Source organism: Paenibacillus sp. J53TS2, from assembly GCF_018403305.1.
GTDB lineage: Bacteria > Bacillota > Bacilli > Paenibacillales > Paenibacillaceae > Fontibacillus > Fontibacillus rhizolycopersici.
The window spans coordinates 317,747-331,777 of record NZ_BOSK01000004.1 but is presented as its reverse complement, the minus strand read 5'-3'; the positions used below and the strand labels follow the sequence as shown (position 1 = coordinate 331,777).

The following is a 14,031-nucleotide window of genomic DNA, read 5'->3' as shown; positions in this document are numbered from 1 at the left end:
GGAAACATTTGTGCATTACTGTTCACATCTATTCTCATTACATTGGAACAAGCGCCTTCTCAAGCTTATAATCCTCCAACCGTACATCAGTTTCCTGCCCTAATATCAGTTTGGCCAACTGCGCTCCGATAAACGGTCCCATCGTCAGTCCCGAAGCCCCTAAGCCATTAGCTGCAAAAATCCCACTCCATCCGGGTACAGCCCCGATAACCGGAAGAAAGCCCGGAGTAAAAGGACGAAAGCCGACCCTCGCTTCCAGGAAACTGGCGTCTGCCAAACCCGGTGCAACGGCCAGTGCCTTGTAGGTCACTTCTTGTAGACCGCCTGCCGTCACACGGGCATCATAGCCGGAAGGATCGTTCTCGTGAGTTGCGCCGATCACGATGCGACGATCGTCAAACGCCAGGATGTACTGATCCCCCGGCGGCATGACGACAGGCCAGTGTTCTGTCGATACGCCCGGCAGCGCCAAATGAACAATCTGCGCTTTCTGGAAGGTCACCCTAAATTCCATTCCCAACGGGGCGAGCAACTGGCGGGCCCAGGCACCTGCGCAAAGGACAACGGCATCGGCGCTCATTTTTTCCTCACCAACGTTCACCCCGGTCACAGTCGAGCCGTCGTGCAAGAGCACAGCTTCGCCGCGCACCAAGGTCGCACCATGTCGGACCGCCGCCCTCAGAAGCGAATCGCGGAGCGCGCGCCCGTCAACGCGGGCGGCACCGCTCACATAGAGCGCATAGTACCCCTCATCAAGCGGAGGAATCCGTCGCTTAACTTCGTCCGGTTCGAGCAAAGTGAGTTCCCCCATTTCCGGAGCTTCTCGTTTTCGCTCAAGGGCCAGCTTCTCCAAAGCGACGAGCTTCTCGCGTTCCCGGTGAAGACGAATCGCTCCTACTCGGGCATAGCCGGTATCGCGCTCTCCTTCCCTTTCCAGTTCCTCGATCAACGGGCCGTAGTACCGTGCCCCGGCTATAGCCAGCCGATACCAGGCTTGGTTACGCCGTTGCGAGATCCACGGGCAGATGATTCCCGCCGCCGCATCGGTAGCTTGTCCCGGAACGCCGTGATCGACGACCGTCACGTTCGCCCCAAGCTTGGCTAAATGATAAGCCGTCGATGCGCCAAGAATTCCGGAGCCGATCACGATAAAATTTTGCAAATGAGACGCCCCCTTTTCACACCAAATCGTTTAAGTTGAAACCCGCATGGCAAACCTGCGTAACATCCAGTAACGCTTCAAAAAATGAGGAGGACTCTCGAATGATTATGACAACAACCACAACCATTGAAGGCTCACCGGTAAGACAATACATCGGCATCGTCACGGGCGAAGTCATCATGGGCGCCAACGTTGTGCGCGATTTTCTGGCATCGATTACCGATATCGTTGGCGGACGTTCGGGCGCTTATGAGAACAAGCTCCAAGAGGCCCGGGACACTGCGTTCGCAGAAATGCACGAGAAAGCTTCGCGTCTCGGGGCGAACGCCATCATCGGCGTCGACATCGATTATGAGGTGATTCGCGAAGGGATGCTGATGGTTTCGGTCAGCGGAACGGCCGTCATCGTTTAATCACTAGTTTCACCCTAAAGAAAAACCAAAAACCCGCGGATTCGCGGGTTTTTTGGGGCTCTTCGGGATGATACATCCCCATTAGATCCTCTTGGTCATAAACACACTGTTGGGGTCCTCTACATAATCCGCAAAGGGCCCGCAATACGTAAACCCGAAGCCTTCATACAACCGACGAGCCGGGGCGAAAGCCTCCATAGAACCTGTCTCTAGGTTGACCTGCCGGTACCCTCGCCGTGCCGCCTCCTCGAGGAGATGCGCCAGCACTTGCTTCGCGACGCCCTTTCCCCGATAAGGAATGGCGGTACGCATCGATTTCACCTCGCCATGCTGGTCATCCAACTCCTTTAGGGCCCCGCATCCTGCGAGCTCGTCGTCGATCCAGGCACTCCAGAACGTAACGTCCGGCCTTTTCAAACCGTCCAGATTCAGCGCATGAATACTCTCAGGTGGGGAGTTCTCGGCCATATTCGCCAAATGTTCACCAATTAAAGCTGCAATCTCAGGTCCGCTCAAATCATCCAATTTGATCGTTAACAACCGGCTCCCTCCTTATCCCTTCATAACCTCATTTACTTCGCTTGGATATATCCTTCCGCCTTCAGCAGTTCGGCAATGAGTACCGCTCCGCCTGCAGCTCCGCGCAATGTATTATGCGAAAGTCCAACGAATTTATAGTCGTACAGCGAATCCTCGCGCAACCGACCCACCGAAACCCCCATCCCATGTTCAAGATCACGGTCGAGTTTTGTCTGCGGACGGTTTTCTTCCTCAAAATAAGTGATAAACTGCTTTGGTGCGCTTGGCAGTCCCAGCTCTTGCGGTCTGCCCTGGAACCCGCGCCAGCGCCCAATGATTTCATCCTTCGACGGTTTGTTCTTAAACGACACGAACACGGTTGCCAAGTGACCGTCTGTCACGGGAACGCGGATGCACTGCGTCGTAATTAAAGGGGAGCTTGCTTTGACGATCTGCCCGCCATCCACATGGCCCCAAATCCGCAGCGGTTCCTGCTCACTCTTCTCTTCCTCGCCGCCGATATACGGGATCACGTTATCCAGCATATCCGGCCAATCGGTAAAGTTCTTCCCGGCACCGGAAATCGCCTGATACGTCGAAGCAACCACCGTAGTAGGTTCAAAATCCAGCAGCGCATTTAATGCGGGTACGTAACTTTGAATCGAGCAGTTCGGCTTCACGGCAATGAACCCTGTGCTCGTTCCGAGGCGTTTGCGCTGTGCGGCAATCACTTCGATATGCTGCGGGTTGACTTCCGGGATCACCATCGGAACATCCGGCGTCCAGCGGTGAGCCGAGTTGTTGGAGATGACCGGGGTACCGGTTTTCGCGTACGCTTCCTCCAACGCTTGAATTTCCGCCTTTTTCATATCAACCGCACAGAAGACGAAGTCCACATCTGCCGTCACTTCTTCAACCTTGGCCGCGTCCTGAACTACGATAGATTTAACGGCTTCCGGGATCGGCGTGGCCATTTTCCAACGTCCCTGCACGGACTCCTCATACGTTTTGCCTGCCGAATTCGCGCTGGCCGCTATGCCTGTGACCTCGAACCAAGGGTGCTGATCCAGCAGCTGTACGAAGCGCTGGCCCACCATTCCCGTCCCACCGACGATGCCTACTTTCAATCTCTCACCCATTTGTTTGATCCTGTCCTTTCCATATAAGTGTTCTAACCATCGCCAAAATAAAAAATCCCACCTCCAAGACGAGTCTTCCGTCTTGGGGGCGAGATTGGTATGCCCGCGGTACCACCCCAGATTCGTTAATATGTCGCCATATTAACCTCTTCAAGTACAGCCTGACCCAGCCAAGCGTATACCCTAGCTCTATAACAGGAGCTCCTGTCACACCATCCCGCCGATTTCGCGTTCCGATGCGCTGCTCAGAGGCTTTATTCGATAAAGAAACGCTTTGCTCCTTTGCAGCTTACCGGAGCTCTCTGGGAAAGGTTCCATTTACCTACTCATCTCGTCATCGCATTTCATGTTGCGATAATATTACCAGATTCGCGCCAGAACGTAAACCGGTTTGAAGAAATTTTCAGAGCCCAAATGTTCCCTTAGTCCATCCGGATGACGCGGTATCTTCTCCGGTATGCCCCCGGTGTGAATGTGGTCTCCCGTTTGAACAACCGGGCGAAATAATTCGGATCCGGGAACCCGCATTGCTCCCCAATCTGTTTCAACGGCTCGTCGGTATGCGCGAGCAACCGCTTGGCCCTCTCGATTTGTTGATGATGGCGGTATTGCAGCGGGCTCATTCCCGTATGCTGCTTCAAGCACCGCGCCAAATAATCGAAATGATAATGCAAATCACGTTCCATTTGCCCCGCATCAAAAGCGGTGTCCAATCGATCTTCCAGATAAGAAGCAACTCGCTCGCTGAGCTCGTACGACCGCGACTGCGGACCTCCTTGTCTCATCCCGTGCTGCAGCTGCAAAAGCAACTGACTGAACCGAAGCTGCAGCTCGAAGGAACGATAGGGCGTAAGCGACCGATGCAGCGCGATCATCTCATCCAGCAAAGGCCGTATCATTCGGAGATCCACATCGGCAAATTTCGGGACGTCAATCATCGCCGGTCGCGGCTCCGTGTCCTGATCGGTTCGTGCGAGCGGCTGCTGCTGCCAACCTTGCTTCTCCGCCAGCTTGAGCGGGGACGCGGCAGGGTGTCGGAAATGGATCCAGTACACCTCGGTCTCTTCCTCGGTCGGACGGTAACCGCGATGCCTTAATCCCGGTTCCAGCACCAGAAGCTTCCCGGGCCCTATCTCGTAAGCGGTCCCCTCCTCTTCCATATATAAAGACCCTTTCGCGCAAATAATCAGATCGTACGCCTCGAAGACCCGTTCGGCATGCGTCACTCCCGGTTTCCATAACGCGTAGCCTACTGTTGCCAGCAACGGCAAAGGCGGTGCCTCAAACTCCAGCATGAGCATGTTATCGCCCCCCATGTTATGTAGAAATTGTACTATATTTAGTCGCAATTAGCAGCTGTATCAAGCGATTAATCTCTTTAGAATGGTAGGTATCGTACGATGATAACAATCCATTACGGGAGGAATACCCATGAGATTCCGACAGATTCATCTCGATTTCCATACTTCCGAAGCGATCGAAGGCATCGGCAGCCGATTCTCCAAGCAGCAATTCCAGGAGATGCTCCAACTGGGCCATGTCGATTCGATTACGGTGTTCTCCAAATGCCATCATGGCTGGGCTTACCATCCGACAACCGCCAACGAAATGCACCCGCAACTATCGTTCGACTTGCTAGGCGCACAAATCGAAGCGGCTCACGAAATCAGCGTCAAAACGCCGGTTTATCTCTCCGCTGGTCTGGATGAGAAGCTCGCTCGCCAACATCCGGAATGGCTGATCCGCGATCCGCACGAGAAACTTAGCTGGTCGCCCGATTTTATGACGCCGGGATATCATCAGTTTTGCATGAACACCCCTTACCTTGACATCCTGGCTGCTCAAGTCCGTGAGGTCGTAACCCATTATGATGCGGACGGAATCTTCCTCGATATCGTTGGGGTCCGCGAATGTTATTGCCAATCTTGCGTTTCTGAAATCCGTAAACGCGGCTCGGATCCACGCAACCTGGAAGAGATGAGACGCTTTTGGGAAGAGACCTATCTCCGCTACGCCAAAGTGATGGATGATGCCGTGCATGCCGTGAAGCCTGGCCTGCCGATCTTCCACAACGGGGGACATGTTAAGCGCGGTCGGCGTGACCTCGCAAAGCTGAACACCCATCTGGAGCTGGAGTCCCTGCCGACGGGCGGTTGGGGGTATGACCACTTTCCGCTTTCCGCGCGGTACGCTCAAGGGCTGGGGATGAACTTCCTGGGGATGACGGGAAAATTTCACACCTCGTGGGGCGAATTTGGCGGTTACAAGCATCCAAACGCGCTGAAGTACGAGACGGCGCTTAGCTTGGCGAACGGGGCACGGATCTCGATCGGCGACCAACTGCATCCGACCGGATTGATGGACCCCGCAACTTATGCGCTAATCGGCGAAGCTTATAGGGAAGTTGAAGCGAAGGAGGAATGGTGCCGGGACGTAACCTCCGTCGCCGACGTAGCGCTGCTGTCTGCCGAGGCATCGGGGGTTCCGGGCGCTTCGGTGCAAGACGCCGATTCGGGGGCCGTACGGATCCTGCTGGAAGGGAATTACCTGTTTGATGTCGTGGACACGGAAACCGACCTAACTTCTTATCAAATCGTCATTCTGCCGGACGTCATTACCCTCGACGAACCGCTCAAGACGAAGCTTGAAGCATTTGTCGCCAAAGGCGGCAAAATCCTGGCCACCGGACGCTCCGGCCTGTCGTCGGACGGTACGCGGTTCGAACTTGATTTCGGTGCGAAACCGCTTAAGGCCTCCGCGTTCAAGCCGTCTTATTTTCGGCCGGACTTTGAACTGCCTTCCTTAAGCAACGCTTCCTTCGTCATTTACGCCGATGGTCAGGACATCGAGCTGGATACAAACGGTCACAAGCTGGGCAGCCGGGAAAATTCCTATTTCAACCGCGATCTGTTCACCTTTTGCTCGCATCAGCACACACCGTCCAATTTGCAGGACGCCGGCCCCGGCATGGTGGAGGGCCCTTCCGGTATCTACGCAGCCTGGAATCTGTTCGAGGACTACGCCTTGAAGGGCAGCTTGCCCGTCAAGGAGATTCTGCACTACGCCTTGGACCGTTTGCTGCAACGTAAGACGATGAGCTCAAATCTCCCTGCACAAGGGGTAACAACGCTTCAGGCACAACAAGCCAGCAACCGCTGGATTCACCATCTGTTGTATGCCTCTCCGGTACGCCGGGGCCAAAACGTTGAGGTCATCGAAGACCTCCCGATCCTTAGCGGCATCGAATCCACGATCGCTGTACCGGCACCGGTTCGGGAAGTTTATCTGGCGCCTCAGCGGACAGCGATTCCATTCCGCCAAGAGAAAGGGAGCATCACGTACACTCTTCCCTCTTGGTCCTGCCATCAGATGGTTGTGCTGCAGTTTTAGTACACGATCAATCGGGTAGAAGCGGATACCCCGATTGCTCGGCCAAGCTGCTTCCTGTTCCATGGACTGCCGGCAGGCGCTCGCAACCTCCGCTCGGGATTTTCACCCTATCGATGTATGCTGGGCTTATACCCAAAGAGCCTTGAACCCAAAGGTCCAAGGCTCTTTCACATCAAAACGACCGTTTACCGCAGCGCCGCCAAAACCTCTTCCGTCGATCGTATCTTGCCGATGCGCGGGAAGATGAATCGGCATACGTACTCGTGCTCCTCCGTCGTCGAAGCAGACATGGCATCCTCGACGAATATCTGTTGGTACCCATGCTGGAACGCTTCACGCGCAGTCATGTCAACCCCGATGGAGGTGGAGATGCCGCAGAGCACGATCGTATCGATGCCGCGCCGCCGCAGCTGCAGATCGAGGTCCGTGCCGAAGAAAGCTCCCCACTGGCGTTTCGTCACCATGTGTGCCCCTTTAACCTCCGCCAATTCAGGCACGATTTCATCCCAACCTGCAGGGTACGCCGTTGGGCTCGGATGCATGTCCGTTTCTGGCTTCAACATGTCCTTTCCATCAAAGGAGGATACCCGGACAAGCACCACGAACCCGCCTTCTTCGGCAAATGCCTGTGCCAGCCGGCTTGCGTTTCCTACCACTACAGTGCTCTCGTGAGGAGCCCCTTTGCGGGAGGGATGCGCAATTCCTTGCTGCAAATCGATCACAACCAGCGCTGTCTTTTCCGCTATGATCCTCGTCTTCATGTCAGATGGATCCATTTCCATCATCATCTCTCCTTCACTCCATTCTTGGTCATCTTTGGATAAGCGCCAATCGACCAGGTTCCTTCAACTTCTTATACACCTTCGTATAAACCCAGACCGCATTGATTAGCAGCAAAACGCCGGTCGTCAAGAATACGTATGGAACACCGAGCCAAGCTGCGACTTGACCGCCCAGCACGGAACCGGCAAATACCCCCAGATACCCGGCTGCCATGCTAAATCCATACACCCGCCCTGTAAGATGCTCTGGAGTAATCTTCTTGATGAGTGTGTTGACCGAGGGACTGAGTCCGCCCGCAGCCAATCCCAGCAAAAAACGCAGCCCCATCAGCTCCCAAGGATTCCGTGCGAGTGCCTGCGGGATAAACAAGATCCCGGCCACCAGCAGCGCAGCCAGCATCACCTTATGAGCGCCAATCCGGTCGGACAACTTCCCAAGCCTTGGCGCGGCCAAAATATTAGCCAAACCCGATGCCGAGAAAATGACCCCGGCCAACAGCGCCACATGGCCGCTGTTCCGAGAAATATCATTTACATACACTGTTAGCACCGGTTCCACCGAATACATGGCGACACTCAGCATAAAAAAGGTGGCGAACAGCGTCAAGGTTAAGCTTTTTTCAGGAACTGCCGCCCATACCTCTTTCATTCCCGCCACTTTCTCATCCGTCCGCACGAACGTTTCCTTAACGAATAGCCATGTCGTTATGAAAGCGATCAGCATCAACACACCGGTCAGGAAAAAGGTGTTTGGAATCCCGGCGTTTTCGGCAATGAACCCGCCGATCGTTGGACCTAACAGCGATCCCGCGATATTAGACGTGGATAACAGACCTAACGCCCAACCCGCATGAGCCTTGTCCGTTTGCGTCGCGATCAGCGTTGTGCATGCTGTGCCGTAGCCAGTAATGATGCCTTGCAACAGACGAAGGGCGATCAACACATACACATGGGTAGCGAACCCCATACATCCGATAATGATCGCCATTCCGAGGCTAGCCCGGAGGAGCATTGGTTTCCGCCCATATTTATCGGCCGCGAGCCCCCAAATCGGGGAGAAAATCGCCGAGACGATAAACGTAATGCCAAATGCGAGTCCGGAATAACGGGCTACCGCATCGGCCTGATCAACCCCCAGCTGCTTGATGTAGAGCGGCAAAATCGGAGCGATCTGACTCATGCCTACCCCTGTCACGAACATGCCAAACCAGCAGACGATCAAATTTCTTTTCCAAATCGGCATAACCCAAAGCCTTCTTCCTTCTGTAAGAGCTCGCTGTCCACTGCGCGACAATTGAACATTCTTGCAGAATGATCTTAACGCGAAAAACAGCTATGTACCATGCATTATCCTAAACTCCATGGACGATATTGCTGTAAAATTCAGATGGACTGATCCCTTCCGTACGCTTGAAAATTCGGCTGAAGTAAAATTCGTCGGCGAAACCGAGCTCTAATGCAACGTCCTTGATTTTTTTGTCACCGTCCAAGATGAGTTCTTTGGCTTTATCCATTTTAAGTTTGTTGAAGTACTCGATGACCGTATAGCCGGTAGCCTGCTTGAACACTCGCGTCAGATAATACGTTGACAGTTGCACCAAATCAGACAACTCCGCCAATGTGAGCCGCTCAGTAAGATGCTCACGCATATGTTGGATCACCTTTTCGACTTTAAGCGCAACCGCGTGATTCTGATTTTGTCTCTTTACCTGTAAGAAGATTTCATATAGCAGCTGCTGCAATCTGGCTCTTGCCAACAGCTCATAACCCGGCAGTTTGGCGGACCAGGCGGCCGTCAGCCTTTGAAAGGCGTCCACGACCAAGTATCCATTTTGCAGTATGCGCATCGGCGGCAACGGTAGCCTTTCATGTTCCTTTCCGATAGACCAAGCGCCTTCGTCATATCCGATGCTCGTATAGCTGAAGTGGACCGAATAGAAACAAATCGGCTCCTCTTCATCCATTTCAATCATATGCGGTAACCCCGCACGCAAGTAAAAGATCAACCCCTCCTGAACGAGATGCTTCTTGCCGCTCAGCGTTAAGCTGCCCTTACCTCCGGTTACAAGCAGCAGCTCATGATGCTGAAGCGTTCTGCTAATTTGGGTCCTGATCTTCTTGCCATCGTTTGGTTGCTTACTATTGCAGTAATGGATATGAAAATAGAGATTATTCAAGTTCATAACCGATCGCCTCCACCGGGTCTTCCGCTGCGGAACGCAGCTACTGCGATTAGAACATACGGCCGGGCAAACCGCAACCTCCCGCCCTCTGAAGACGTAGAACTATTATCTGAATGTGGGAGGATTAACGGATCTATGTATTCGTAAAATCATTTTTGGTATAAAAACAAGGCCAACCTGATTGGTTGGCCTTCGTTATGATTAGGACTAAACTTACTTCACTTCTGTTGCGCCCGTTACTTTACCGTCGATTTTCGCGCTAGCTTGCACGTCCGCGTTGGCGAAGTACAGGTTGCCGTCGATCGTAGCGGTTTTATCCAAGTTGAACCCGTTTGCTTCTACATAGACGTCACCTTTCACGGTACCGCCTTGAATTCTCAGGTTTTCACTTTGTACCGTCAGTTTAGGAACCGTCAATGTAAACGAAGCGGTGATGTTGTGATCTTCGTCTTGGGTGTACAGCGCGATTTTACGATAGATGTCTTTTGCAGCATCGTTTTTGTCATGGAATTCACCAGCAACTACAACATCCTTATCGACTGTCAAGTCGTCCAGAATCGCGACGATCCAAGTCCCTTTTTCGCTGACTGCATTCGTGAACGCATCCGCTTGGTTTACGATCGATGCCGTCGTCGTTACGTCGGTTTGTTCAGCGGGTTTATTTGTGTTTTCCGCCGTATTCCCGTTATTCGAACCGCAACCTGCCAGCAACGCCGCTGCAATCCCTGCTACTACCAAACCTTTGACCATTTTCATTTGATTTCCCTCCTGTTTTTATCTTCAGTTTGAATTATAAAAAAAAGTGGAATCATATAATGTGATTTATTTCACTTTAAATGTGCTTTTTTTCACATAACAAGTCACAGCTTGTTCATCATTTTTCCACCTTCCTCCTGTTCGAGTGAACAAGCCGATCGGAAACCGACCGGCTTTAATGTATATGAACCCCCTGACGGGAGGAGTTGTTAGCGTTGCGTATGGAGCGGCGTTCCCATCGGTGAAGAGCCTGAGCCCCCATCTACGCTGATTTCCGCCCCGTTGACAAAGGATGCATCGTCTGAAGCCAGAAATAACACGGTATTTGCCAGTTCTATAGGTTCGCCCATTCGGTTCAGCGGGATGCTGCGTTTCAAATAATCTTCCAGCTGATTAAAAGCTGGTGCAGCAGTATCTCCCCAAATCGGCGTTTTCGTGGCGCCCGGCACGACGGTATTGACGCGGATCCCGCGCGGTGCCAGTTCCGAAACCAGAACCCGCGCCATGCTTGTGACCGCCCCTTTGCTCGCAGCATAAGCGGCATACCCCGGACTGCCGGCTTTGGCCAGAACAGAACCGTTCAGGATCACGGAGCCCCCCTCTCTCATATGGGACGAAGCCGCTTGAATCGTGAAGAATACACCGGCGACGTTGATATCGAGAATGCGCTTAAACAGGGACGGGTCCGTACTGCCGAGTGGCGTACTTCCGCTGATCCCGGCATTGGCAAACACGATGTCTAATCCGCCAAAGGCTTCCACTGCTGCCGCGACGGCCTTCTCGGCGCTCTCCGGATCAGCCGCGTCCGATACCACGCCAATGCTATTGGATGTGCCCAGCGTATCCACCGCTTTCTTCAAATTGTCCGGGTTCCTTCCCGTTATGACAACTTTCGCCCCTTCGGCTACAAACAATTGGGCCGTGGAGAATCCAATCCCGCTGCTCCCTCCAGTAATCAACGCTACTTTACCTGCTAGTTTTCCCATCGTACTCGCTCCTTTAGATAGATGTTTATTGAGAATGATCATTCTCTTTTGTACAAAAAAAAGACTACTTCAACAAAGACAACGTCGTATCGACGATCCGGACGAGCTTCTCTTTATCTTCAACTGTCTTCACCATTACCCTAAGGCCAGCCAAGGCATTATTGAAATAGGACGCGAGCTCCTCCGCGTTCAACGACGGATCTAACTCATCTGATCGTTGTCCGGCTTCGATCAGCCCACGGATCACGATCTCGGAATGCGCCCAACCCTCGGTCACGAAAGCCCTGGCATCCGCGTCGATCGTTGCGAGCTCAACCGCCGTGTTCACCATCAGGCAGCCCGCCGGGAATCCCTTTTCCGGATAGATCACCATTTCGAATAAGGCGCGGATCGCTTCCTTTGTGGAACGGGCTCCGTTCATCGCCTCCACCATCCGTTTCGCGATCACTTCCTGATACCGGTTCAGCGCTCGGACATACAGAGAATGCTTATCGCCGAATGTGTCATACATGCTGCGCTTATGAACTCCCATTTGCTCGACCAAATCCTGCATCGACGTTCTCTCATAGCCTTGTTCCCAAAATAGCTTCATCGCTTTCAGCAACACCGTATCCTCGTCAAATTGTTTGGCTCTGGCCAATGGGCGGTCCCTCCTTTCATCTTGAGTTTATCATATTGAGAACGTTCGGTAAAGAATTATTTTAGAATTTCCGTTCTCCTATTATTTAATGAAAAAGCAGCTCCCTGCAACGGAAAATTCCGTCCGGGAGCTGCATTCATTCAACGATCTGATCTTGAGTGCATTCCCTTCGTTTCAAAAAACAGAAAATAGCACTAGGTATGATTTAGGAAGTATTTCTCTAGTCGCACAACGAAAAAATTAGCCAATGCCATGAATGTTTCGTATTGACTTCACATATGCTTATATCATATACTGTTTACATTATATACAGTTAATTGAGAGAGGAGTCCTTGGAATGAATCATGCGATAGAAATTAGCGGGTTGTACAAAAGCTTCGGCAGCCAAACTGTGCTGAACGGGGTTGATCTTGTTGTGCCAAAAGGCACGGTCTATGCCTTGCTGGGACCCAATGGCGCCGGTAAAACAACCCTAATCCGCATCCTCTCGACCCTTACCACGCCCGATGCGGGAACGGTTCGGGTTGCTGGGTACGAGGTGACCGCTCAAACAAACGAAGTCAAACGTTCAATTAGCCTTACCGGACAATTTACCGCGGTCGATGAAGTGCTGAGCGGGGAGGAAAATTTAGTAATGATGGGCCGCCTTTCAGGCCTAACCTCCAAAGCGGCACGTTTGCGCGCTGCAGAGCTATTAGAACAATTCGATTTGACCGATGCGGCCCGAAAACGGGTCAAGACCTATTCCGGCGGCATGCGTCGCCGTCTTGATCTTGCGATCAGCCTGATCGTCAACCGCCCGGTACTGTTCCTGGACGAACCGACAACCGGTCTTGACACGCTGAGCCGCCGCGTACTCTGGGGTAGCATCACGGAATTAGCGCGGCAGGGTCATACGATTTTTCTAACAACGCAATATTTGGAGGAAGCGGATCAATTGGCCGATACGATCGCCGTTCTCAAGGACGGACGAATCGTTGCGACCGGTACGGCGGAGCAATTGAAAGCTCAAGTCCGCAGCGATCGGGTCGAACTCCGGGACACCGATGATCAGTTGCTATCCCGGGTGCCGACGGACGGCACCATCCGTGATTTGTTGGGGATCTTAAATGATCTTCAATCCCAGGTGCCCGCGGATGTACGTGTCAGCATTCAGCGTCCGACGATGGATGAGGTGTTCATTTCTCTGACTTCCGGCGATAAGGAGGTATCCGTTTAATGGAAGCCCCATTTTCAGCCAAAGTGCCTTCGTCCTGGATGACCAATTGGGTATTCATCGGCCGCGGCATCCGCCATAGTCTGAGAGATGTCGATGCCATGGTCATGGCGATCGTGCTCCCGGTGATGCTGATGCTGCTGTTCACCTATGTTTTCGGCGGTGCCCTTGACCCCTCCGGCAATTACGTTGAGTATGTGGTTCCCGGGATCATCCTGCTGTGTGCCGGATTTGGTGCTTCAGGGACTGCGGTGAAAGTCGCCGAGGACCTTTCCAACGGTGTGATCGAGCGATTCCGCACCATGCCGATTCAAAGCCTGGGCGTAATAACCGGCCATGTCGTAGCCAGCTTGTTCCGCAATCTTATCGCAACAGTGATCGTGATTGGCGTTGCTTTGCTAGTCGGTTTCAGCCCTGCCGCCGGTTTCTGGGAATGGCTAGGGGCTATGGGCATGATCATCTTGTTTATCCTGGCCATCACCTGGTTATTCGCAGCCATCGGCCTCATCGCCGGGAGCGCCTCGGCCGCAAGCGGTTACGGGTTCATCCTGCTGTTCCTCCCCTATCTATCCAGCGCCTTCGTGCCCACGCAATCGATGCCGCGATGGCTGCAGGGCTTCGCGGCCCACCAGCCGATCACCCCGGCGATCGAAACGATCCGCGGGTTGCTCACCAATGTTCCGCTCGGTGACAATGCTTGGTGGGCAGTCGGGTGGTGCCTGTTCCTCATCGCCGGTGCTTTCGTCTGGTGTCGCGTCGTGTTTCAAAGGCGGTCAGGACAACGATAAACGCAACCATCATCCGGCAAAAAGCGCAATAAAAAAAGCAGGGAATAACGAATCGCT

The 14,031-nt window shown here is 53.1% G+C and carries 14 protein-coding genes and 1 other annotated feature; of the genes, 4 read left to right on the top strand and 10 right to left on the bottom strand.

What is annotated here, in order from left to right:
- Positions 1–37: 37 nt before the first annotated feature.
- Positions 38–1,162: an NAD(P)/FAD-dependent oxidoreductase gene (locus tag KJS42_RS11665; RefSeq protein WP_213622922.1), complete on the bottom strand. Its 1,125-nt coding sequence runs from the start codon at positions 1,160–1,162 to the stop codon at positions 38–40.
- Between the two features lie 101 nt (positions 1,163–1,263).
- Here KJS42_RS11665 and KJS42_RS11660 point away from each other — a divergent pair, with 101 nt between their 5' ends.
- Positions 1,264–1,575, top strand: a complete 312-nt coding sequence (locus tag KJS42_RS11660) for a YbjQ family protein (RefSeq protein WP_155607902.1) — start codon at positions 1,264–1,266, stop codon at positions 1,573–1,575.
- An 81-nt stretch (positions 1,576–1,656) separates the two neighbouring features.
- Here the strand turns inward: KJS42_RS11660 and KJS42_RS11655 are convergent, their stop codons facing one another.
- The 3 genes from KJS42_RS11655 to KJS42_RS11645 form a co-directional block, all read right to left on the bottom strand.
- Positions 1,657–2,115, bottom strand: coding sequence for a GNAT family N-acetyltransferase (locus KJS42_RS11655; RefSeq protein WP_213622921.1), 459 nt, complete (start codon positions 2,113–2,115; stop codon positions 1,657–1,659).
- 32 nt (positions 2,116–2,147) lie between these two features.
- Positions 2,148–3,233 carry an aspartate-semialdehyde dehydrogenase gene (gene asd, locus KJS42_RS11650; protein WP_213622920.1) on the bottom strand — a complete coding sequence of 362 codons (1,086 nt, stop codon included), beginning with the start codon at positions 3,231–3,233 and terminating at the stop codon, positions 2,148–2,150.
- 81 nt (positions 3,234–3,314) lie between these two features.
- Positions 3,315–3,580, bottom strand: a binding site (T-box leader).
- Between the two features lie 75 nt (positions 3,581–3,655).
- A complete protein-coding gene (locus tag KJS42_RS11645) occupies positions 3,656–4,534 on the bottom strand; it encodes an AraC family transcriptional regulator (RefSeq protein ID WP_167521276.1) in 879 nt (292 codons plus the stop codon).
- A 130-nt stretch (positions 4,535–4,664) separates the two neighbouring features.
- On the opposite strand from KJS42_RS11645, the gene KJS42_RS11640 reads away from it, so the two are divergent.
- Positions 4,665–6,623, top strand: a complete 1,959-nt coding sequence (locus tag KJS42_RS11640) for an alpha-amylase family protein (protein ID WP_213622919.1) — start codon at positions 4,665–4,667, stop codon at positions 6,621–6,623.
- Positions 6,624–6,808: 185 nt separating this feature from the next.
- Here KJS42_RS11640 and KJS42_RS11635 read toward each other — a convergent pair whose 3' ends face one another.
- From KJS42_RS11635 to KJS42_RS11610, 6 genes are all read right to left on the bottom strand, one after another.
- Complete coding sequence (locus KJS42_RS11635) at positions 6,809–7,405, bottom strand: hydrolase (protein WP_430146192.1); 597 nt, start codon at positions 7,403–7,405, stop codon at positions 6,809–6,811.
- Between the two features lie 28 nt (positions 7,406–7,433).
- Entirely contained in the window at positions 7,434–8,648 is a 1,215-nt protein-coding gene (locus KJS42_RS11630) for a multidrug efflux MFS transporter (RefSeq protein WP_155607897.1), read from the bottom strand.
- A gap of 109 nt (positions 8,649–8,757) precedes the next feature.
- Positions 8,758–9,588 carry a helix-turn-helix transcriptional regulator gene (locus KJS42_RS11625; RefSeq protein WP_155607896.1) on the bottom strand — a complete coding sequence of 277 codons (831 nt, stop codon included), beginning with the start codon at positions 9,586–9,588 and terminating at the stop codon, positions 8,758–8,760.
- 213 nt (positions 9,589–9,801) lie between these two features.
- Positions 9,802–10,344: a polymer-forming cytoskeletal protein gene (locus KJS42_RS11620; protein WP_155607895.1), complete on the bottom strand. Its 543-nt coding sequence runs from the start codon at positions 10,342–10,344 to the stop codon at positions 9,802–9,804.
- 209 nt (positions 10,345–10,553) lie between these two features.
- Positions 10,554–11,330 (bottom strand): SDR family NAD(P)-dependent oxidoreductase, encoded by a 777-nt coding sequence (locus tag KJS42_RS11615; RefSeq protein ID WP_213622918.1) that lies wholly within the window; start codon positions 11,328–11,330, stop codon positions 10,554–10,556.
- A 64-nt stretch (positions 11,331–11,394) separates the two neighbouring features.
- Positions 11,395–11,970 carry a TetR/AcrR family transcriptional regulator gene (locus KJS42_RS11610; protein WP_193416104.1) on the bottom strand — a complete coding sequence of 192 codons (576 nt, stop codon included), beginning with the start codon at positions 11,968–11,970 and terminating at the stop codon, positions 11,395–11,397.
- 337 nt (positions 11,971–12,307) lie between these two features.
- Between KJS42_RS11610 and KJS42_RS11605 the strand changes: the two genes are divergently transcribed.
- Both KJS42_RS11605 and KJS42_RS11600 read left to right on the top strand, forming a co-directional pair.
- Complete coding sequence (locus KJS42_RS11605) at positions 12,308–13,189, top strand: ATP-binding cassette domain-containing protein (RefSeq protein WP_213622917.1); 882 nt, start codon at positions 12,308–12,310, stop codon at positions 13,187–13,189.
- The gene (locus KJS42_RS11600) at positions 13,189–13,974 is read left to right on the top strand and encodes an ABC transporter permease (protein ID WP_213622916.1); all 786 of its coding nucleotides are present in this window, start codon (positions 13,189–13,191) and stop codon (positions 13,972–13,974) included. Before KJS42_RS11605 ends, KJS42_RS11600 begins: the two co-directional genes overlap by 1 nt.
- Positions 13,975–14,031 lie beyond the last annotated feature (57 nt).